This is a genomic window from Occallatibacter savannae, from assembly GCF_003131205.1.
In the GTDB taxonomy this organism is placed as follows: Bacteria; Acidobacteriota; Terriglobia; order Terriglobales; family Acidobacteriaceae; genus Telmatobacter; species Telmatobacter savannae.
The window spans coordinates 362999-385025 of sequence record NZ_QFFY01000001.1; the positions used below are offsets into that span (position 1 = coordinate 362999).

Below are 22027 nucleotides of genomic sequence, written 5' to 3' on the forward strand. Positions count from 1 at the left end.
GAGAAATACACGCCGCAGGAAACCACAAATCAGAGCTGAAACGCTGGCCCGGCGAATCTTTACTGATGAATATCCTTCAACAGGTGGACTGAATCGCCATGACCAGCCTCTCAACGTTGGAAGAGCAAAAGCACGAGCTCCTGCGTGAGCTGAATAGATGGTCCCCTGTGCAGCTGGCATTTCACCCCTCTGCCAATGAATGGTCGGCGCTCAACATGCTCGATCACCTCATTCGCACCGAACGTGAAATTCTGGCAGTCATCTACCGCAACGATGGCCAGTATCACCGCTTCGGAATGACAGATCGGCTCAAGAATCGTCTTCTGTGCGCGTTATTCCGAACCGGCCGGAAGGTCAAGGTTCCTTCGTCGGCTCGTATGGTTCTCCCCGCCGAAGAAGCTGAGTTCTCAGCGCTTGTTGCGGAGTGGGACGAGATCCGAACGAAGTTGGATCAAAACCTTCAACGCCTTCTCCAGAGCTATACGGGAGTCGCTGTGTTCCGCCACCCTGTTGCCGGGTGGATGGACATGCCGGCGGTGCTTGACTTCCTGTCGGTGCATCTTGTGCATCACGGCTTCCAGCTTGCCCGCCTGCGCAATGCTTCCCGGCATCTGGATCCCGACTAGACGGGCACCGTCTTACCCTTGCGACCGCCTACTTCTGCGGAATCTCCACGCATCCCGTCAACGACGCCACGCGTTCAACGTGATGGCTGCGGCACCAGGACTCCATGCCCTTCGCCAGCCGCTCAGTGGCGCGCGGATCCGCGTAGCTGGCCGTTCCCACCTGGATCGCCGTCGCTCCAGCAAGCATGAACTCCACCGCATCCTCAGCCGTGATGATTCCACCCAGCCCGAGGATCGGAATCGTCACCGCCCTTGACGCTTCATAGACCATGCGAACCGCGATCGGCTTGATCGCCGGCCCGGACAGGCCTCCTGTCACATTCGTCAGGCGCGGCTTGCGCGTCTCCACATCAATCGACATCGCCAGGAAAGTGTTCACCAGGCTGACGGCATCTGCTCCCGATTGCGCGCATGTGCGTGCCATCTGTCCAATCGAGGTGACATTGGGAGAGAGCTTCACGATGATCGGCCGCTTCGCAACAGCCTTCACTTCGCGCACCAGGTATTCGAGCGAGCCGCAATCCGACCCGAACGCCATCCCGCCTGCGTGCACATTCGGACACGACACATTCAGTTCGTACGCCGCAATACCGTCCGCGTCGTTGAGGCGTTCCACCACCCCTTTGTATTCGCCCACGGTGTAGCCGAATACATTCACGATGCACTTGCACGAGGGATAATTGCGAAGCCCCGGCAGCTTCTTCTCAATGAACTCGGCCACGCCAATGTTCTGCAGACCGATCGCGTTGATCATGCCCGCCGCGGTCTGGATGATGCGCGGCGCGGGGTGCCCTTGAATCGGTTCGAGCGAGATACCCTTTGTGACAAAAGCGCCGATGCGCTCGAGCGAGATGATCTCCTCAAACTCGATGCCGTAACCAAAAGTGCCGCTGGCGGCGATGACCGGGCTGGTCAACTCGATGCCAGCGAACTGCACTTTCATGTCGGGTTTCACGCGCGGTTTTGTCCTCGACCCTTACTGTTTCGCGTGCTCCGGTTTCAGCGCCTGGGTGAGCACACGTCCAACAGCCGCGGAGGGGAAATTGATGCCCAGTTCCGCAGCGAACGTGGTTGCCAGGTCAACGGGAGCCACACGTTCATGATACTCGCCAGGAACGAATGGGCTGCCGTAGAAGGCCAGCGGCACATGACGATCGTACGACCAGGGGCTGAAGTGGGTTGTGCCGCCGTATGACCGTATGTCCTCCATCTGATACCCGCCCAGCAGCAGCATGACGAACCAGTTGCCGTGGTAGGCATAGCTGTGCGCAAGCTCGCGGCCCATCTCCGTCTGCGGAAGCTGCCCATAAGCCATCTGCAATCGCGTATACGCGCCTCCAAACTGCGGAGCAGGCGGAAGACGGTGCTGCGAGGGTTCAGTCCGGTCAGGCTTGCCGGCCTGCATGAAGGGAGGCGGCGCAGGGTTCTGCGCTTCGATCGCCTCCTGCAGCAGCGCCGCGACCTCTTCCTCAGCGGCTTGCTCGGTAATGTGCGCCTTTTCGAACGCACCTCTGTTCAGATTGATATAGGGCAGTTCCGGTCCGGGCATGAGGTACGTGACGTGCGCCCCCGGCGAGTGCCGCTTGTTCAACTCCTGCTCAAGACGGTCGTAGACCTTCGTCATGGTCAGCATCGCCGAGTTCATTCCAAGCCGGGCGGCTTCGCCAGGAATCGGCGCGATACCGTGGTCCGCGCTGAGCGCAAGCCACACATTGTTAAGGCCGATGTTCTGGTCCAGCCACGAGAAGAACTTGTCGAACTGGCCATCGAGAGCAAGAATCATCTGATCTTCAGAGTCCGAATCAGGCCCCATCTGGTGGCCTTGAATGTCATTCGCCGAGAGCGAAATCGTCAGCAGGTCTGTCACACCTCGCTGCCCCAGGTTCTCGCCCTTGATCAGTGCCTTCGCAAAGTCAAACTCATAGCTGTTCGCTGCAGGGGTTCTGCCCACAAGCTCAAAGAATTGCGTTGTATTCTCGACGTTGGCTTCACGCTCAGCTTCTGCAATGCGTCCGCTGGAGTTGAACTGCCGCGCCCACTCCGGCAAATGCTCCATGTAATAGGTCGATGTAGTGAACTGCCCGCTGGCAGCATCGATCCAGAACGCGCCGTTAGCAGCATGTCCTGGCGGCAGAATGGCGGCTCTATCTTTCAACGACACCCCAAACACCTTCGCCTTGCCCTGGGTAGCCAGGCGCATCTCGTCGCCCAGCGTAGAGGCGCGCAGGTTCAGGGGCGACGCACCGACAAGATACTTCGCTGCATCCATCGGCGCGCCGGGAGCGTTAGCCGGTATCGAAGCCGCGGGAATATCAACCAGCTGGTAGCGCTCATCCTCTACGGACGTCACCTTCTTCTCGTCAGATCGCGAGGCGTCCCACCACTCGTTCGACTCGATGCCGTGCCCGTCAGAGTACGCACCCGTGCCGATAGTTGCGTGTCCCGGAGCAGTCTTTGTATTTGCGTAGTCGTAGTAGCAGTCCGTAAACCACGCTCCCTCCTTCATGAAGAGGTTGAACCCGCGGTCCTTGAATCGTGCTTGTTGCCGGTTCAGGTAGTCGCCGCGAAACTGGTCGATCACGATGATCACGACGAGATTCGGCTTGCCGACATACTCTTGTGCGTGGACCGGAACTGCAGGAGCAACCGAGAGAAGAAAGACGAGCCAGAGGGCCAGTGTGCGGAAGTAACAACCAGGGCGCAGGAACATGCAGCCATTGTAAACAGCCCGCGATGAACAGATCGTGATCGAAGCTGTGCTACGACTGCTGCCCATTGCAGCGCGCAAACATCTTCAAGCCCAGCGCCGTAGGCGTGGTCCGTGTCTTGCTCCTGTCGCTCATGACAACATAGGACGGGCGAGCGGTCTCAGCCAGAAGCCCAACCGAAGCGAGTTGCCCGATCGTCTGCTGAATGCGCGAGAAGCTGTGCGAGTCCGCGGCCTCCATCAGCTCTTCGGCAGTTGAGTGCAGATCGAGTGCTGCTTCAGACTCTCCCGCGGCAATCGCCTCCACGGCGCGGCGGCATACATACGACAAAATCCGCAAATGGATCGGCGTCAATCGTGCGAGCAGATCAATGAAAGGAAGATTTGACCGGTCCTGCCCATCGGCGCTGCACGAGGAGACGAGAAGTCCCGCCCACATCCTGCGAATCCAGTCCTCGTCGATCCACGACCCGCCTTCAATGATCCGCACGATCACTTCGGACGCTACAAACGGTTGCGCCACGTGACCACGGCGAAACAGGATATCTTCCGCCTGCAGTGCGATCTCTACCGCACTGGCGACGCGCTTGTTGCTGAGCCGCTCGAGAAGCGCATGATTCACCTCGTTTGCTGACCAAGGGCAGAGGCGCCGCAGAAAACCCAGAGCTCTGGCCAGGCGCAGCTCGCGAAGAATGAAATCGGCTTCCGTCTCGTCAGAGCGCTTAGTCTTGGCACGCTGCCACGGTTGGAATTCGGTGCCCTCCGGAAACACGAAAGCAACCGCCACTCCCTCCTCATCGCGCCGAACCACGCGCGCCTGAATGCGAACACGATGCTCGGAGTCCCGGTCGCTAGCCCCTTCGTTCACGAGCACGAGCGAGAGCGTGTCGCCCTGATCCCACGGCTCATCTGTCTGGATGTAGAGCCCGGGCGGGCAGATATCGCGTACCTTGTACCGCTTACTGCTGTCGCCGTTGGTTTCATACGCCTGAAGACCTTGCAGCAAGAGCCGAATAATCTTGCGCCGCTCCGGCGGGGGCTCATCCAGAGCGAGCCAGCGAACTACCTTGTTACCGAGATGTTCTTTCCTCTGCTGCTGGTTGCCCGGCTTCCTCCTGGACTTGGCCGGAGGTGCAGGAGCATGAGGAGCGACCCTCACATAGGCTTTTTCGGCTGCCTCTTTGCTGCGTGCAATCAGCTCCTCGGTTGCGCGCAAAACAGGTTTTTCAGGCTCGAGTTCGGGGATGGAGATTGCTTCGTCGAATGCCGATTCCGAGGGCGGCTCGGTTTTAGCCAGCGCCCGCTCCAGTGCGGCGATGTGAGTTAGATCGATGGTACTCGGCTGGGGAAGCGGCTCCTCCACGATTGTGAGCGCAGCGTTCGCCTCGGTCGACGCAGTGCCATCTTCGTTTCTGTCTTCGGGGCTCGCCACCTCCGTAGCATGATCCGCCCCGAAGTCCTCTTTGACTGGCGGCATCGCGGCTGTGGTCGCAGTGGCCACTTGCCAGGTGCTGGCAATCGCCAGAGTGAAGCCGCTCCCCGATCCCACGGCGGGGGCCTGAACCGGAAGCGTCGATCGAGGTGTGAAGAAGGGAACTGGCTCGGACTGCCGCGCGCTCGAAACCTCTGCTGCGGAATCGTGAGGCGCCTCATCAGCCTCCGGTTCCTCTGAAACGGACACTTCGCTTGCAGATGGGGTTGGCGTGTCGGCCAGTCGCAGCTCAAACTCGTCTTCCGGGTAGATCATCAGCTGATCGCCCCCGGCTGTCTTGTTCGCAGCGAGGTAGCCTAACGGCAGAATGAGAGCGCTGGTAGCCTCGGGATGAAACTTCGGAAGCGGGACGCCCGGCGGCAGCTCGACAGCCTCAAGAACGTTCAGCTCCGGATCCAGGTACGCGAAGTCGAGCGGGAAGATGCGGACAATCTGCGGCGTGTATTGAACATTCGTCAGCCAGAAGGCAGCTTCGGGGTTTTGCGCGAGGCCATCCAGGATGACCTTCATCAGCTTGAATGGTTCTCCGGCGCAATCGGCGACCGTGATGCGCAGCCCCAGCCTGTGAGCCTTCGAGGCGTTGTATGCACGGCAGAACGTCGCTTCCATTTGCGTCGCAATCATTCGGGAAGGTCCGTGTTCCTGAGAGTAGCTTCGGTTGGCCTCGATTCCGGGAGAGGTTCGGGCAGACCGCTGAAAGTAAGAAGATACCATCGAAAGCGCCGGCCCGATATGCCCCGAAGGTGACTGCGCGGCCATGGGTACCCATCGCGCAGGGTACGAAAGTAGATGCAGATTAGCCCTTTATTTTTAGTTAACTACCGATTGATCCTCACGCGGCCGTTTAGCTTTTCGTTGTGGAAAAGGGGGTCTGTTCCCAGTTCCTACCGCCCTCCACGGCCTCAGAACCTTGCGGCTGTCGCACGCTACTACCAATCCGCAACTGGCAGTGCGCAGCTCCGCATTTGGTCAAGAGACGAGCCGGTCGCCCACGCCCCTAAGTCGCTGATTCGAGGACGAAAGAATCCCCATCCGACTTTGCAGTCTAATTCGATGATTTCGTCATAATGGGAATGTAGGAGTCTGAAGCTTTGCGAAGAGTGCCGCTCGTCGGGAATATCCTTTGCGTCTTCGTATACATACGCGAAACTTTGACCATACATTAACCCTTTTAGAATGAGACACCTTGTGGGTAACTGACGTAGAATGATACACATGCAGCCGCCCTTGCCGCGCATCTTGTTGAAACAGGAGAACTTCCTCACAAGGTGTATGGGTAGGGGTACCCCCCCTCTAACCGCCCTCAGACTCACCCCAGTACTCATCCGCTCATAGCTTTCGAAAAATCAATCGCAACGAAGGACCGGTCTCGCACCGTTCGATGCCTCGCCTCTCGAACCGATGACGGGGCCGTGGGTTTTTGTCCTGAAACAAAGTTCGGAGCGGCACGATCAGGCATGATCGTGCGATGTCTGCGATGTTTCGCTTGCTCGCGTTCACTCTGATTGCTTGTTCCAGCTTGTCCACGTATGCAGTAGCTGCTTCTGCAGCGGCGAAGCTCGCTCCAAAACCGCAAACGCAATTAGCAGCGACTGCAAATCTGATTGTCGAGCGAGGAGTTCAAGCCGAGTTGCCGCCCCACATCGCGACCCTGCTGGGACTGACACGCGACGAGAGCTGCAAGGTGAGGCAGAGAGTTCTGCGGTCAGATGGACAGATTCAGGGCATCGATGTGACTGAAAAGATTCATAACGACGTGGTGATCTTCACTGTCGATGAAGCGACCGGAAGGCAAATGCTGTACCTCACGTCTCCCCGCGGCGCACTGCGGAGATTGCTGGTGGTGGAGAAAGGCGTTGGGCACGTCGCGAAGCCATCGAAGGCCGATGCTGAAGAGTTCGAGAAAGAGAAGAAGACGTGGAACGCGCGAATGACAGACCACGCAGTGTTGAAGTGATTCTGCTCTGAGCACCAAACAAAAGCGGAGCGGCCGAAAGCGACTGCCCCGCTCAAATGCTTGAAACTATTTCAGGCCGTCACAGGTTCCGTCGCAGTGACTTTTACGGGAGTCAGCCAGCCGAAGCGGTCGGGCTTGAGGCCGTTGGCGATCGAGAAAAACTCGTCGGCGATCTTCTTCGTGATCTCGCCCGTCTTGCCGTCAGCGACAAGAATGCGATCGATCGAGCGAATCGGCGTAACCTCTGCGGCAGTTCCAGTGAAGAAAACTTCGTCGGCGATGTAGAGCATCTCGCGCGGGATTGGCTGCTCGATGACCGTGAGGCCGAGATGACGCGCGATGGTGAGCACGCTGTCCCGGGTGATGCCGGAGAGCGCGGAGTTGGCGAGCTGCGGCGTATAGAGGACTCCGTTGCGGACCACGAAGACGTTCTCACCGGAGCCCTCGCTCACCAGACCATTCACGTCGAGCGCGATGCCTTCGACATAGCCGTTGATATCGGCTTCCATGCGGATGAGCTGCGAGTTCATGTAGTTTGCGCCGGCCTTGGCAAGCGCAGGCATGGTGTTAGGCGCGAGACGATTCCAGCTCGAAATGCAGACGTCGGCTCCGCCGGTGCCGGCGACGTATTTACCCCACGGGAAGTTGGCCATGTAGACCTCGATCGGCGAGCCCTTTGGGTTCACGCCAATCTCGCCGTAGCCGCGGAGAACGATGGGCCGAATGTAGCATGGCGCGATGTTGTTGGCCTCAATGAGGTCAACGACCGCGGCGCAGAGCTCGTCGAGGGAGAAGGGAACCTCCATGCGATAGATTTTGGCGGAGTCGATGAGACGCTGCATGTGCTCGGGAAGCCGGAAAACGGCTGAGCCCTGCGGCTGAGCGTAGCAGCGGATGCCCTCGAAGACGCTGGAGCCATAGTGGATCACGTGGCTCATGACGTGAATGGTGGCGTTCTCCCAGGGAATGAGGTTTCCGTTATGCCAGATGTTGGCGGTCTTGGAGATTGGCATGGGGACTCGCGAGCTCCTTGTCTCGACAAATGCGCAGTACCCAAAGGGTAGCGCGATTGAGGCAGGGCTGTCACGGATAGCTGGGACGAGAGGCTCTGATGGTTCCAAAGGGTTCAATGGGGCTGAAGTTCGAATGTGCTAATGTTCGGGCGTGACGGGAATTGCGGGACAGAAGAGAGCCGGGCTGCCGAGACTCAAAAAGGCTGATGGCTATACTGTGCATCCGTTTGATACGGAGAACGGAGTTCGAACGAGCGGGATCATCCCCGGTCGCTTTCTGAAGACTGGGCATCGCCACGATCGGCACTCGACAGCCTATTTTGGGGTAGCGCCCTCGGTATTCCACGGTCTACTCAGGAGGTGGCAGAAGACGAAGCCCTGCGCCCCCATCGAAGCGTTCACATTTTTCGACGTTGGTGCAGGGATGGGAAGAGCGATGCTGCTGGCTTCGGAACTGCCATTCAAAAGGGTTGCGGGGATCGAGCTGAATCCGGTGCTGGCCGCGATGGCGCGGCGGAATGCGGCGAAGTGGAAGGTTGCTGGACGGGCGAAGTCGCCGATGAGGGTGATGTGCGGAGACGCGGCAGAGTTCCGATTTACCGAGGGTCCGTATGTGGTGTTCCTGTTCAATCCATTCGGCGCATCGGTGATGCGGCGCCTGCTGGAACGCATTGCCGACGCATTTCAGGACCGGCCAGGACAGGTTGACCTGCTGTATGTGAACCACGAGCAAGAGCATGTCTTCGAGCAACGGCGAGGATTTGTCCGGCTGTATCTCGGGCAGGTGAAACGATCGCGGGCCGATGCGATTGCCGATCATCGGATCATGGCGAACCAGCCCGATGGCGAGTACGCGGCGAGCAACTCTGAGGATTGCTCAATCTGGAGATGGGAGGCGTGAACTGATCCCTGCCAGAACACGAACTGCAGCTTACTGCACTCGGCTGTCAGACGATCCGGTAGTGGCTTCAACGATGGCTTTCGGGCATTGGACGGATTTTGTTGACGGATCGAGAGGCGGTAAGGAAAGCTGATTCCGAAGGCGGAGCGAGAGAGCTCTGGCGCCATAACTGGCGGTTCGGATCTCTGCCTCGGGAAGTGGGAGTCATCAACTTGAGAGAGCCGCACCTGGTACTGGGAATTGGCGAGTTGTTGTGGGACATGCTGCCGGGCGGCAAGCGCCTGGGCGGCGCGCCGGCAAACTTCAGTGTGATGGCCGGCCGGCTGGGAAGCCACGCTGTGATTCTGAGCCGGATCGGGCGCGACGATCTTGGGCGCGAAGCTGTGCATCTGCTGGACCCTCTTCCGGCCGACACCGCGCAACTGCAAATTGACACGGCCCACGAGACGGGACGCGTGACCGTTTCGTTCGACGATGGGCAGCCAGAGTACACCATTCATAAACCGGCAGCGTGGGATTCGCTGGAACTCTCAGATGCGTGGGTGAAGCTGGCCGAGAGAGCCGATGCGATCTGCTTTGGGTCGCTCGCGCAGCGGAGTGTGGAGGCGCGCCAGACAATTCAGACTCTGGCGGCGCAGACGCCTTCGCGATGCGTGCGGGTCTTTGATGTGAATCTCCGGCGGCCATACTACTCGAGCGAAGTGATTCAAGAATCCCTCGAATTAGCGACTGTGATGAAGATGAATGACGCCGAAGTGCCGCTGGTGCTGGCACTGCTGGGGATGCCAGTAGAAAACGAAGGACAACCGGCTCATCTGCGCACCGGAGCAGAGCGCCTCCTCGCGGAATTTCCGACGCTGGAGATGGTGGCGATCACGCGCGGTTCACATGGGAGCTTGCTTGTGAAACGTGAGGAGTGGCACGAGCATCCGGGCTTTCCAGCAAAGGTTGCGGACACCATCGGCGCCGGAGACGCGTTTACTGCGGCGATGACGCACTACCTCCTCCGCGGAGCGGATCTGCCGGTATTGAATGAGGCGGGGAATCGGTGGGGAAGCTGGGTGGCTTCGCAGAGCGGCGCTATGCCGCCCTTGTCGATGGAAGTACGAAACGGGATTGACGCGGCAATCGCTCAGAGAGGCTAAAGAGCAAACCAGGCACCTTTGAGCTTTGATTCACTCTCATTGAATCGCACCGTGTGAGGTCCAGCATGAATCCCGCAAAGGGATGCACTTGTTGAAGACGGGGCAAGATTCAGATAAATCAGCTCGTTTCACTAGGCACTGTATGCGAGAACAGTGTCTCAATCGCGGGTAGTAGCGAACTCGTCCGTACTGAGGAAAAGGCTACCTTCTGAGTTCGTTTGCCAACCGCAGAATATCGGTAGCGGTCCGCGCGTCAAACATTGAGTACAGCTCTGGCTGCGTCAATGGGATCTCAATGGCGCTCATTAGCCGAGGTGTCCCGGCCACCAACTGATGGCACAAGAGGCGGCCTCTTGTAGCGCTGGTGAGATGAAGCTCGTAGTTGACACCGTTGATCTTGACGGCACGGTTGCGTTCCGTATTAGAAACCCAGCGGGGGCGCAGGGTAGTTGATAGCGAGAGCATGGCTCGACCTCAGTGCGACTGAGGCATGATCTCAATCCTGACGCTTCGAAACACCTGTTTTCGCGTGTTTCCTGGTTACTTCCGTCCTGTTGGAGTTCTCGTGGTGGGTCTCGAATCCGCAAATAACGCCGTTCTCTCCGCTATTTGGCGGAGCAGGTCTTGGTGCCGGTGTCGGCGACACTGGCAACAAGCCACTTACCGTCCACCCGAACAAGATTGAAGAGGTCGGTTCCGCAGTGGTCGACTTTGCCATCGACGAGGAAGTCGAAGCGAGCCCAGACGACGGCAAGATCGTTGTCAACCCGGACGAGAGGATCGTGGATGCGTTCTTCAATTTGGTTCTTACCGGGTTTACCAACGCGTTCGGCAAAGGCTTCGAAGGTCATCTGGGCTGGCTTGCCGTCGCGCATGAGGACCATAGTTCCGCCGGGGAGAGTAGGTGCTTTGATGGCGGCGGCGTCGCGCTCAGACATCGCTTTAAACATGGAGTATATAGGTGCCAGGACAGCTTGCTCTTCGGATGACTGAGTAAACGCAATAAGAGGGACGCCGGTCATCAGGAGGGCAACGAAGAGGGGAAGCATAGGTTTCAGGCGGTTGTGCATGGTTTCGATTTTAGCCATCTGAGGCCATCGGTCGAAGCCCGAAATCGTTTACAGGAAGAGGGTCGAGAACTATACTGGCGCCATCGCACACAGGGGGCTGGGTGCATCGGGGTTCCATCTGCAATCAATGCTCAAGGGGAGGTCTCCTCGTGGGGAAAAAGATCATATGCAGCGTCGCGGTGTCTGTTTGCCTGGGCCTTGTTCAACCTCTGACAATCGCGCAGCAGGTCGTTCACGCTCTCACCGGCACCGTGAGTTCAATCAACAGCGCGAGCAAGACCATCTCAGTCTTTCAAGACAATGGAATCCAGGGTCTGTTCAGCGACGGCACCGATTCCAAAACCCGGTTGTCCATCGACAAGAAGGTGTCTCTGGAGACCACGGCCGCTGACGTATTCAAGAAGACTGGGGCTTACGTGGTGGTGCTCTACTACGGAAGCGATCAGGATCGTACCGCGGTGGCCCTGAAGAACCTCGGTGCGGGGCCATTCACATCCGTCACCGGCAGCGTAGTGAAATTTGACGGAAAGCATTCCGTTGCTGTCTCAGACGAATCAGGAGCAACCCAGGTCTTCAAAATCACACAGGCCACCATCGGCGAAGGCTACATGGGTGCAGTCGACGGATATAAGATCCAGGTGCAGAAGGGCGACAAAGTTCGAATCGTTGCCTCCAAAGACGACAGCGGCTTGACCGCCTTGTTTGTGCGCCTGATGTAGCTCTCGATCGGAGCGATTCGGCATGGAGTTGATGTCGAGTGCCCCCCTCGTTTCTTCGAGTCGGCATCATTTCCGCCGCACCGCTCTGTTCCGGTGAGGCTTCTGCTTCGGTATGCCGGGATCTCGCTAACTTGACATCAAACGCCGGATAAGGCGGGCGCTACGATGCGCCAGTCACACAATTCCAATCATCTGGTGACGCTATCGCAATAATAGGAGATTAAGGTCGGTGATCGAACGCGGGAACCGCGTTTCCCCAGGAGGATTCGATCACCGTGGCTACAGACCGCCGTACATTTTTAAAGCTCCTCAGCACTGGAGCTGCCTCTGCTGCGCTTCCATCCAGCATCGCCCGCGCCCTTGAACTGCCAGCCAACGACCGCACCCGCAGCATCCGGGACGTGGAGCACATCGTGGTCCTCATGCAGGAGAATCGCGCTTTCGATCACTACCTGGGCACATTGAGCGGAGTTCGCGGATTTGGAGATCCGCGCGTTGCGAAGTTCCCCAACGGAGATCCTGTGTGGTATCAGCCCGACGGAAAGGGCGGCTACGTTCTGCCGTTCCGGCCCGACGTCTCGAACCTGGGACTAACCTTCATCGAAGACACGGACCACAACTGGAATCAAACACACGTCGCGCTGAATGGCGGCAAGTACGACCAGTGGGTAGAGCAGAAGGGAACGACGTCGATGGCGCACCTCACGCGCAAAGACATTCCGTTCCACTATGCGCTGGCCGATGCGTTCACCACGTGCGATGCTTACCATTGCTCGCTGCTCGGGCCTACTGATCCGAACCGCTATCACATGTGGACTGGATGGGTCGGTAACGACGGTAGCGGAGGCGGTCCCGTCCTGAATAATGCTGAAGTTGGCTACGACTGGTCTACCTACCCCGAGCGCCTCGTGAAGGCCGGCATCAGCTGGAAGATCTATCAGGACATCGGCGCAGGCCTGGATGGTCCTGACTACTGGGGTTGGGGCCCGAATGCGTACATCGGCAACTACGGCGACAACTCGCTGCTCTACTTCCACCAGTATCAGAATGCCGCGCCGGGCAGTCCGCTTTTTGAGGGGGCGTTGAGGGGCACCGACATCAAGTCCCTATCGGGCTCGAACCCGCAGATCGCGTCGCACCTTGTCGATCAGTTCCGCGCGGACGTAACGGCTAACCGGCTTCCGCAGATCTCCTACATCGTGGCACCGGAGGCGTACAGCGAGCACGGCAATTGGCCTCCGAACTACGGCGCCTGGTACATCTCGCAGTTCCTCGACGCTCTGACCGCCAATCCGGAGGTGTGGAGCAAGACGGTTTTCCTGCTTACGTACGACGAGAACGATGGATTCTTCGATCACATAATTCCGCAGACGCCGCCAATGAACCGCGCTCAGGGAATCTCCACGGTTCCCACGACAAACGAGATCTTCCCGGGAAATGCTTCCTTCGTTGCCGGCCCGATTGGGCTGGGCGTGCGCGTGCCCATGATAGCCATTTCACCGTGGAGTAAGGGCGGCTATGTCAGTTCCGAACTCTTCGATCACACATCGATCATCAAGTTCATGGAGGCGCGCTTTGCAGAAGATAACCCAGACTTGATCGAGACGAACATCACGCCGTGGCGCCGGGCTGTGGCGGGAGATCTGACGTCGGTCTTTGATTTCCGGAGGCCGAATGCCAAGGTTGTGGCGCTGCCCAGCACGGCCGCATGGGTTCCGCCGAACCAGAGCCGGTATCCGGACTATGTGCCACCGGTTCCGGCTAACCAGACCATGCCGGCCCAAGAGCCGGGGACTCGTCCCGCGCGCCCGGTGCCCTATGAGCTTCAGGCGAACGGCTCGGTGAACGTCGGGAATGGATCTTTCACGATCGAGTATCGCAGCGCGTGGAAGGCCGCTGTATTCCAGACGCGTTCCGGAACCTCAAGCCAGGGGCCGTGGACTTACACGGTGGGATCTCGAGAAGAGGCGGTCGACACGTACGCGCTCGCTGGAGCGGGCCTGTCCGGATACGACCTTTCGGTCTACGGCCCGAACGGCTTTTTCCGGGCTTTCCGTGGAAGTCTGAATGGCTCTGCGACTATCCAACTACTCGTGCATACCCACTACCACAAGGAACGCAACGCGATTACGCTTTCGATTGCGAACCATGGAAGCCAAGCGGTCGACGCGAGCGTGACAGAAGAGTACTCAGGAAAGAGCAGCAAAGTACACCTGCAGCCTGGTGATCGCAGCGAAAGAACCTACGAACTGAGTCGCACTTTCGGCTGGTACGACTTCGTCGTGACCGCGGAATCGGATTCGACCTTCCGCTACCAGATAGCGGGTCACGTCGAAACCGGCGATGAGAGTCGCACTGATCCCGCCATCGGCGCTTAACAAACTCAACAAAAGTGAGCGGTCCTGTACGGATGTGCAGGGCCGCCTTGCTTTTACATGCCTGCCCCGGGGATGTACTTGTACTCGATCTTCGCCGGCGCCTTGACCGGATCGCCCGTTAAGTCGTGTGTGTGCCAGGTGACGCTTTCACTCGCGACCTCAGGGTGCTTGCGCAGGAACATCAGGGCGTAGGTGCTGGCGGTTGGATCATCCTTCTGGTCCGCGAACTTGGCGGACTCAACCGCTGCCTTGTCTTTCTCGCCGAGACGCCGATAAAGAATCGCAAGCTGGTAATGTGCCGCCAGATCGTCGGGATCGATGGCCTGTAGCTTCTCGTACTGCTCGCGCGCATTGGGGTAGTCGTGCGCCTGGTAGTAGCTGAAGCCCAGTTCCCGCAGTCCATCCTTGGCGCGAGGATACTTGGCCAGCATCGCCTTCAGATCTTCGATCGCTTCCTGAATCTGCCCGGCATTCCGTTCAACGATCGCTCGGTAGTAGAGAGCGCGCGGATCGCCCGGCAGTAGCTCTAGAGCCTTCGCCAGGTGCGGTTTTGCATCGTTGTAGCGTTCCCACACGGTTTCAACAACGGCCATGTTGGTGTATGCATCGGCGTAGTCGGGGCGGAGAGTAGCGACCTGCTTGAAGGCTTCAACCGACTTCTCGTACTGCAGCGAGTCGAGCAGCGCGATACCGTAGTTGTTCCAGCGCATCCACTCGGGGTTCTCACCGGGCATCGGGGCAGCCGTCGGGTTGTCACCGATCGCGAGCGTGCGCTTCGTGCTTGCAACCTCGAGAACTGGCTCGGAATAGTGCTTGCCCGCGGGCTGGTCCATTGCGAAGTCGAGAAAGTGCTGATCGAAGCGCCGGTAGCGCACAGAAGCCGTGATCGTAACGGGACCGCTAATCGTCTTCGGCAAGCGGAAGCGGTAGCGCACAAGCTGCGACCGGCCTGACTGGAGTCCATTGTTATAAGCCAGCACGCGATTGTGCCAGATCTGGTGAATGTCGTTCAGCGTTCCCTCGGTGTTAACGAGGCGGCTGGTGAAGGAGTGCGCTGATGGATCGAGATCGCCGTCGGGCTTGATAAAGCCGGATTCGGCGAGCATCTTTCCCGCCGAGTCCTTTACGTTGAAGTCGACCCACGCCTCGTAAAAATCGCGCTGTTCAGGAATAAACGAGTGCCCGATCCCCTTGTTCTGGATCACCACATCGGCAATGAGCGTGTCGCCAGGCGAGAGAGAGAAATCTTTCAGACCGAGCGGCGCGGCGACCATGCTTGTCGTCGGAACTTCGTCAGCAGGTCCAGGCGCAGACTCTTTCTCCAACGCGAAGATATCGACGTTGAGCACTCCCTTGCCATCCGGCCCGTTCTTCAGGAAAGCGACGAGCTTCTCCGCTTGCTCGTCAAACTTGTAGTACGCAGCGTTTAGGCTGTTTCCGCCCAGCCATCGATGCGAGACGAGTGTGCCGTCCTTGGCGCCCGCATCCTTCGCGCCATTCGTCATTTGCTCGCGCGCCATGTGGCAGGTCTGGCAAGTCGAGACCGAATCCTTACGGTAGAAGGGAAGCGGCGACTGCTTCGTGAAGCTTGCCCCCTGCCACTCGTCATACACCGTGAATGCCCGGAGAAACTTATAGTCGTCGAGCGCACGCGGAATGGTCGCCTTATGGCATGCCGCGCAGAACTCGGACGTCTTCAGCAGCGGCCGCATCACCGCCTGCTTGTGGCGATCGAGATGGCCCAGAATCTCGGCGTCCGAAACCTGGCGCGTAACCGGCGCTCCCTTTTCGTCGACCAGCACTGCCGGAGTCGCCATCACGTAGCTGCCGGTGCCCGTAGTGTCCGTGGACTGGATGGAGTGGCAGACCGCGCAGCTGACACCTTCATCTTCGAAGGGGCGCGTCTTTGGCATCCCCTGCGAGAGATCGCCGGAGAACAATGCGATCGGATTGTGGCACCCCTCGCAGTGCCGCGAGAACTGAACGCCCTTCTCACCAATCAGCATGTTGACGTTCTTCAGATACCACGGCTGGCGGAAGCTGTTGGAGTGAACCGACTGCCGCCACTGGTGGTAAGCCTCCTGGTGGCAGTGGCCGCAGTACTCGGCTGTCGGAACAGCGCGCGGGTTCACGAACTGGCCGTTTGCCGTCATCGCGTTCGAGGGCAGGAAGGGATGTTCCTTTCCAAAAGCGTAGTTGTACCGGCTCGTGACGGAGTCGTGGAATTGAGAGGTCGGCCCAGAGACGCGGATGCTGGCCGTATACGCCGCTGGAGGGGCATCGGGAGCAGTTGCGGCGGGAGCAGAAGAGACAGGATCGGATGACGCACGGACCACGAAGCTGACCGTCAGCGGCGAGACCACCAGGCAGCACATGGCGGCTAAACGGCGCGGCGAGAACTTGAACATCTCGGAAAGAACTCCCTGAAGCTGCTTAACGTGCGACGGCATCTTCCCGAAGCGCTCCAAAAGGGGAAGACAATTCGGGGGACATTAAAACGGTATCAAAGGAAACGCGCTGCAGTCCCCATCGAAAGGTGGAGGCGTTCAGGTCATCAAACTAGCCACCGGAGGTTTCCCGTCGTTTCTGATCACTAATCACTGACAACGAAACTCAGCGAGCGGTTCATAGAGTGGGATAAACGGCGCGAAAACGGGATTGGACGGGAACGGATAGCGTCTTGAGGTTTAGCCAAGTCAGGGCCCAAACTGTTAACTTTATTAGGAAAGACCTCTCACTCGCAGATGGCCTCAAGTCCATACTTCTCTTTAGCAGTTCTATTCGTTGTCGCGCTTGGTTTCGGGCTCGCTCCCCTGGGGTTGGCCTGGCTGTGGCAGAAGGTGTTTTCGCCCGCCAAGCCGAATGAGATCAAGAACGCCATCTATGAATGTGGCCTTCAGTCGAGAGGCGATGCGTGGGTGCAGTTCCGCTCGGCGTACTACCTTTACGCAATCATCTTTCTTATCTTCGACGTGGAAGCAATTTTTCTGCTGCCGTTTGCGGTGGCATTTACGGGTTTAGGAGCGGCGGCATGCGTTTCGATGCTTGTCTTCGTGCTGCTGCTGATTGAAGGCCTGGCCTGGGCCTGGGCAAAAGGCGTACTTACGTGGGCGTAGAACAGCTTTCAGCTCTCAGCCGTCAGGCGCTCAGTCATGCTTGGGAAAGCCGGAAGTGATTAGAGCCCTAACTGGCAGTGAGGGATAGCGGACAAGCTGGAAGCTGAGGGCTGACGGCTGAGAGCTGAAAGCTCGTTTGGAGCGTAGCGACATGGCAGTTGACGAAAAACTGAAGATCGAACTCGGCAAGCAGGGCGTGATGGTTACGACCATTCAGGAGCTCTATAACTGGGGTCGCCGCAGCTCGATCTGGCCGATGCAGTTCGGCCTCGCCTGTTGCGCCATTGAGATGATCGCCACCACGATGGCGCGTTACGACCTGGCTCGTTTCGGCTCTGAGGTGTTCCGTCCCTCGCCGCGTCAAGCCGATCTGATGATCATCTCCGGAACAGTAACCAAGAAAATGGCGCCGCAGGTAGTGCGGCTCTACAACCAGATGGCCGAGCCGCGCTACGTGATCGCGATGGGCGCCTGCGCAATCTCCGGCGGACCATTCAAGCAGGGCTACAACGTGTTGAAGGGGATCGATCGCTACATCCCCGTCGACGTGCACATCCCCGGCTGTCCTCCGCGCCCCGAGGCGTTGATACAGGCGTTCATGACCTTGCAGAAGAAGATAGACGAGCAGCACCTCACGGGCGAAGGACGTCCGCGCCATCTGGATGAACAAGCGCCCGGCGAATTCCAGGTGCCAGAGTTCGGCGAGCACGACCTCGATCCGCCCAGCAATCCCGGGACGTGGACAGTTCCGAAGATCATTCAGTGAAGAGAGAGCAGCAAATAGTAAGTAAAGCCATGTTGTAAACCGGTGAAGAGGCTACGAGCTAGGAGCTAAGAGCTGACGTGAAGAGCGTAGAGGAAATCAAAGCGGCAATCGAGACAGCGGTGCCCGGAGCGGCGGTGACGGTAATCCCGAACCCAGCTCCGAACGCGCAGCACTCGTTGCTCATCGGTGCGCAGCATGGTGTAGCTGTGGCCGAATTCCTTCGCGATAATGAAGAACTCGCTCTGGATTATCTGTCCAACGTGACAGGAGTGGACTATCTCGACAAAGAGATCCCGGAGAAAGTTAAAGTCACGCGTCAGGTTTCGAAGACGGTGGATGGTGTCGAGCAGACGGTCGACGAAATGGTGGAAGAGACCCGCAAGCGCGTTGAGCCCGGCTACCTCGAAGCCGTCTACCACCTCTTTTCAGTCGCCAAGAAGCATGGGCCTGTCATCATCCGCATGCGAACAGCCAACCGGACAGATCAGGTTGAGCTGCCTTCGCTTACTCCAGTCTGGCGAGGGGCCGAATTTCAGGAACGCGAAATATTCGACCTCTTTGGCATCGTCTTCACAGGGCATCCCGATCTGCGCCGCATCCTGATGTGGGATGAATTCAAAGATCACCCCATGCGTCGCGACTACGTTGAGCCCGACGACTTCGAGTACGAGCCAACTGCGCATGACGAGGTGCTGAAGCGCGCCCAGGAACACAAGGCCAAAGTTGCAGCTGGGGAGGCGGTCCAGTGAGCTCCTTCGGCATTAAAAACGAGAAACTCGCAGGCTGGAACCGACCGCCCGTCTTCGAGTCCGACGGCGAAGGCGAACTCCTCGAAGTCGCAATGGGCCCGCATCACCCTTCGACTCACGGCGTCTTCCGCATGGATGTAGTGCTCGACGGTGAGCGCGTCATTAAGCTCAAGCCCGTCTTCGGTTATCTGCACCGCAATCACGAGCAGCTCGGCCAGACCCAGAGCTACCTGGCCAATATGCCGTACACCGACCGGCTCGATTACTTCTGCTCGCTCACGAACAACTGGGCGTATGCGCTGGCCGTCGAAAAGCTCGTCGGTCAGGAAGTTCCGGAGCGCGCCGAGTATCTCCGTGTCATCCTCGCCGAGCTCACACGCGTTCAGAACCACGCCTCGACCATCGGGTTCCTCTTGCAGGAGATGGGCGCGAGCGGAACTCCGCTGATGTATGCCTTCCGCGAGCGCGAAAAGATTCTCGATCTCTTCGAGAGCCTCACGGGGTCGCGCATGATGTGCAACTACATGCGCTTCGGGGGCTGCCGTGTCGACGCATCACCCGCATGGATTGAAGCGACGCGCAAAGTCGTTGCCGGTCTGCCTGCGTTCGTCGATGAGTTCGAACGGTTCCTGATGACCAACGAAATCCTGATGGCGCGCTGCCAGGGCATCGGCGTCCTCCGTCCCGACCTCGCCGTTAACTCAGGGATCAGCGGGCCAATGCTGCGGGCCTCCGGCGTGAACTACGACATTCGCAAGGTCGACCACTACGGCATCTACGATCGCTTCAAGTTCCGCGTACCTCTCGGCGATCACGGCGACATCTATGACCGCTATATGGTCCGCATGCTCGAAATGCGCGAGTCGATCTCGATCTTGAATCAGGCTTTGAAAGACCTGCCCGCCGGGCCTGTCATGGACCCGAAGGCGAAGATCCGCAATTTCCGCCCCAAGGCAGGCGAGTCGTACGGCCGCATCGAAGCGCCCAAGGGTGAGCTTGGTTTCTATTTGATCAGCGACGGAAGCCCCAATCCGTATCGTTATCGCGTTCGGCCGCCAAGCTTCATCAACCTCACTGTTTTGGAAGATATGTGCCTCGGCTCAAACGTAGCCGACGTAGTTTTGATTTTTGGAAGTGTAGACATCGTGCTGGGAGAAGTTGACAGATAGCTTCTAGCCGTGAGCTCTTAGCCTTTAGCTGCATCTTGCTCTGGCTGAGTGCGGAGGCTTCGATCAGGTCGGTGGCCAATTCGGATTGGCTAAGAGCTAATAGTTAAGAGCTTGGAGCAGTTTTCATGCTGGGTGATGGAATTCTGAAGGGACTGGCCGAGACGGCAAAGAACTTTGCCGGCAGCTTTGTCTCGAAAGAACGAATGACGACCGTCGAGTATCCGGAGGAGCGGCTGCCGTTGCCGGAAGCTGCGCGGAACTTCCCGTTCCTCGTCTATGACGGCGATGACTGGGAAAAGGGCCTTCGCTGCGTCGCGTGCCAGATCTGCGAAAAGGAGTGCCCGCCGAAGTGTATTTACATCGAGAAGAGCAAGGACAAGAAACCGGATTACGTCGGCAAGCCGCAAATATATCCGGCGAAGTTCGACATCGATATCTCGGTCTGCATGAGCTGCCAGATCTGTGTTGAGGTGTGCCCGTTCGAAGCGATCAAGATGAATACCGAATTCGAACTCGCTACAGATGATCGCTTCGGCGGTCTGCTCCTGGACCGCAAACAGCTCGCTCGCTCCAACGAGTACTATCACGAGATTCATCCCACCGAAGCCAGCGAAGTCGATGCGCGCCTCGCAGAAGAAAAAGCCAAAGTAGAAGCAAAGGCCAAAGCCGCGGCAGAAGCTGCTGCCGCGAAAGCTGCGGCTGCCCCCTCGGCCAACACTCCGGCATCAGCTGCTGTTGCAAAGCCTCAGGCTCCCGTCGAAGCCAAGCCTGCTACCGCCGGCAAAGCTGCCGAAATAGCCAAGGCACCTGCGATGGCCACGGCTGCCTCCGAGCCGAAACCGGTCCCGGGCACAGGAACAGACGGACCCGCTCCGCTGACTGCTGAAGATCAAAAGAACGCCGAGACTCCGGCCAAGGCGAATGCAAGAGAGCCGAAAGCCCAAGGAGAGCCGAAAGAATGACAGAAAGGCTCGATCAGATCTTTGTAGTCCTGAAGCATTGGTTGCTTGGTTATCTGCCTGAGAGCTGGCAAACTCCCGTCGGCGTCGTCATCAGCGTGGTATGCATCATCGGGCTTTATCCAGCGCTCTTCGCCATCACCACCGTTCTGGAGCGCAAAGGCGTCGGGCGCATTCAGAATCGTCTCGGCCCCAATCGCGTTGGACCCTACGGCATTCTTCAGCCCATGGCCGACGGCATCAAGTCGCTGACCAAGGAAGACATCGTTCCCACCAGCGCCGACGCAGTCGTCCACTTCCTGGCTCCCATCATTCTCGTTGTTACTGTCTTCATGGGATTCGCCGTGCTGCCTATGGGACGCAACATGGTGCTCGTCGATATGGATGCCGGGTTGCTCTTCTACTTTGCCATGGGCGCATCGACTGAGCTGTCCGTCTTCATGGCCGGCTGGTCGAGCCGAAACAAATATTCGCTGCTTGGCGCAATGCGCGCCGTGGCGCAAATGATCAGCTACGAAGTCGCGCTGCTGCTCTCGAGCGTGGTGATCGTGATGATGACCGGCTCGCTGTCGCTGGTGAAGATCGTAGAGGCGCAGAACCACTACAGCTATGGTCTTCCGCACTGGTTCATCTTCACCCCATGGGGATTCGCGGCGTTCATCATGTACGCGATCGCCGGAACAGCGGAGACAAACCGCTCACCATTTGATCTTCCTGAGGGCGAATCGGAACTGGTAGCCGGATACCACACCGAATATTCGGGCTTCAAATTTGCCCTGTTCTTCCTCGGCGAATACGTCGCCATGTTCTCGATTTCCGGCCTCGGCTCCACACTGTTTCTCGGCGGATGGATGGCTCCCTTTGCTGCGCTTCAGTTCATCCCGTCCTGGATCTGGTTCTTCGGCAAGCTGTTCGTCTCCATGGGAGTCTTCATCTGGGTGCGCGGTACGCTGCCTCGCCTCCGGCAGGACCAGTTGATGAACTTCGCATGGAAGTTCGTTCTGCCCATGTGCCTGCTCAACCTGTTCGTCGCAGCGCTGTGGCGCTTCATGGGCGATGGTTGGCTCCGCTGGGTCGTCTGCTCCGCAATCCTCATCCTTGCCTACGTCAGCATCGGCCGCGAAGGCATGCGCCGCAAACAATTCGGCCCCAGGAGCTACCGCTATGCAGAGTAAGCCAGGTTTGTTCGCGGTTCGCTCAGGCAGATCAAGAGAGCGGGTGCCCCAGGTCTCGATTCTGAGACCTGGGAAGGCCATGAGT

General features: G+C 58.5%; 18 protein-coding genes. 12 read left to right on the top strand and 6 right to left on the bottom strand.

Going from position 1 to position 22027, the window contains the following annotated elements:
* Positions 1-98 precede the first annotated feature (98 nt).
* The gene (locus tag DHV10_RS01585; RefSeq protein ID WP_109484565.1) at positions 99-626 is read left to right on the top strand and encodes a DinB family protein; all 528 of its coding nucleotides are present in this window, start codon (positions 99-101) and stop codon (positions 624-626) included.
* Between the two features lie 28 nt (positions 627-654).
* Here the strand turns inward: DHV10_RS01585 and DHV10_RS01590 are convergent, their stop codons facing one another.
* Genes DHV10_RS01590 through DHV10_RS01600 form a run of 3 tightly spaced genes read right to left on the bottom strand, consistent with a single transcriptional unit; the run spans position 655 to position 5449 of the window.
* The gene (locus DHV10_RS01590; RefSeq protein ID WP_109484566.1) at positions 655-1569 is read right to left on the bottom strand and encodes a dihydroorotate dehydrogenase; all 915 of its coding nucleotides are present in this window, start codon (positions 1567-1569) and stop codon (positions 655-657) included.
* Positions 1570-1602: 33 nt separating this feature from the next.
* Entirely contained in the window at positions 1603-3336 is a 1734-nt protein-coding gene (locus tag DHV10_RS01595; protein ID WP_162601113.1) for an alkaline phosphatase family protein, read from the bottom strand.
* Between the two features lie 49 nt (positions 3337-3385).
* Entirely contained in the window at positions 3386-5449 is a 2064-nt protein-coding gene (locus DHV10_RS01600; RefSeq protein WP_109484568.1) for an Abi-alpha family protein, read from the bottom strand.
* Between the two features lie 853 nt (positions 5450-6302).
* Here DHV10_RS01600 and DHV10_RS01605 point away from each other — a divergent pair.
* Positions 6303-6782, top strand: a complete 480-nt coding sequence (locus DHV10_RS01605; RefSeq protein ID WP_204101295.1) for a hypothetical protein — start codon at positions 6303-6305, stop codon at positions 6780-6782.
* A 71-nt stretch (positions 6783-6853) separates the two neighbouring features.
* Here the strand turns inward: DHV10_RS01605 and DHV10_RS01610 are convergent, their stop codons facing one another.
* Positions 6854-7795 (bottom strand): branched-chain amino acid transaminase, encoded by a 942-nt coding sequence (locus DHV10_RS01610; RefSeq protein ID WP_109484570.1) that lies wholly within the window; start codon positions 7793-7795, stop codon positions 6854-6856.
* Between the two features lie 217 nt (positions 7796-8012).
* On the opposite strand from DHV10_RS01610, the gene DHV10_RS01615 reads away from it, so the two are divergent.
* Positions 8013-8696, top strand: coding sequence for a class I SAM-dependent methyltransferase (locus DHV10_RS01615; protein ID WP_162601114.1), 684 nt, complete (start codon positions 8013-8015; stop codon positions 8694-8696).
* Between the two features lie 212 nt (positions 8697-8908).
* Complete coding sequence (locus DHV10_RS01620; RefSeq protein WP_239461246.1) at positions 8909-9841, top strand: carbohydrate kinase family protein; 933 nt, start codon at positions 8909-8911, stop codon at positions 9839-9841.
* 605 nt (positions 9842-10446) lie between these two features.
* On the opposite strand, the gene DHV10_RS01630 is transcribed toward DHV10_RS01620, so the two are convergent.
* Positions 10447-10929: a nuclear transport factor 2 family protein gene (locus DHV10_RS01630; RefSeq protein WP_239461247.1), complete on the bottom strand. Its 483-nt coding sequence runs from the start codon at positions 10927-10929 to the stop codon at positions 10447-10449.
* Positions 10930-11060: 131 nt separating this feature from the next.
* Here DHV10_RS01630 and DHV10_RS01635 point away from each other — a divergent pair, with 131 nt between their 5' ends.
* Both DHV10_RS01635 and DHV10_RS01640 read left to right on the top strand, forming a co-directional pair.
* Positions 11061-11630 (top strand): hypothetical protein, encoded by a 570-nt coding sequence (locus DHV10_RS01635; protein WP_109484574.1) that lies wholly within the window; start codon positions 11061-11063, stop codon positions 11628-11630.
* A gap of 275 nt (positions 11631-11905) precedes the next feature.
* Positions 11906-14008 carry a phosphocholine-specific phospholipase C gene (locus DHV10_RS01640; RefSeq protein ID WP_109484575.1) on the top strand — a complete coding sequence of 701 codons (2103 nt, stop codon included), beginning with the start codon at positions 11906-11908 and terminating at the stop codon, positions 14006-14008.
* A 53-nt stretch (positions 14009-14061) separates the two neighbouring features.
* Here the strand turns inward: DHV10_RS01640 and DHV10_RS01645 are convergent, their stop codons facing one another.
* A complete protein-coding gene (locus DHV10_RS01645; protein ID WP_239461248.1) occupies positions 14062-16458 on the bottom strand; it encodes a tetratricopeptide repeat protein in 2397 nt (798 codons plus the stop codon).
* A 294-nt stretch (positions 16459-16752) separates the two neighbouring features.
* On the opposite strand from DHV10_RS01645, the gene DHV10_RS01650 reads away from it, so the two are divergent.
* The 6 genes from DHV10_RS01650 to nuoH all read left to right on the top strand — a co-directional run bounded on the left by DHV10_RS01650 (position 16753) and on the right by nuoH (position 21942).
* Positions 16753-17124: an NADH-quinone oxidoreductase subunit A gene (locus DHV10_RS01650; RefSeq protein ID WP_109484576.1), complete on the top strand. Its 372-nt coding sequence runs from the start codon at positions 16753-16755 to the stop codon at positions 17122-17124.
* Positions 17125-17275: 151 nt separating this feature from the next.
* Positions 17276-17890 (top strand): NADH-quinone oxidoreductase subunit B, encoded by a 615-nt coding sequence (locus tag DHV10_RS01655; RefSeq protein WP_109484577.1) that lies wholly within the window; start codon positions 17276-17278, stop codon positions 17888-17890.
* A gap of 77 nt (positions 17891-17967) precedes the next feature.
* A complete protein-coding gene (locus DHV10_RS01660) occupies positions 17968-18639 on the top strand; it encodes an NADH-quinone oxidoreductase subunit C (protein WP_109484578.1) in 672 nt (223 codons plus the stop codon).
* Positions 18636-19808 (top strand): NADH-quinone oxidoreductase subunit D, encoded by a 1173-nt coding sequence (locus tag DHV10_RS01665; RefSeq protein WP_239461249.1) that lies wholly within the window; start codon positions 18636-18638, stop codon positions 19806-19808. The genes DHV10_RS01660 and DHV10_RS01665 overlap by 4 nt, the downstream gene beginning before the upstream one ends.
* A gap of 125 nt (positions 19809-19933) precedes the next feature.
* Positions 19934-20770 (top strand): 4Fe-4S dicluster domain-containing protein, encoded by an 837-nt coding sequence (locus DHV10_RS01670; protein WP_109484579.1) that lies wholly within the window; start codon positions 19934-19936, stop codon positions 20768-20770.
* The gene (gene nuoH, locus DHV10_RS01675) at positions 20767-21942 is read left to right on the top strand and encodes an NADH-quinone oxidoreductase subunit NuoH (protein ID WP_109484580.1); all 1176 of its coding nucleotides are present in this window, start codon (positions 20767-20769) and stop codon (positions 21940-21942) included. The genes DHV10_RS01670 and nuoH overlap by 4 nt, the downstream gene beginning before the upstream one ends.
* Positions 21943-22027 lie beyond the last annotated feature (85 nt).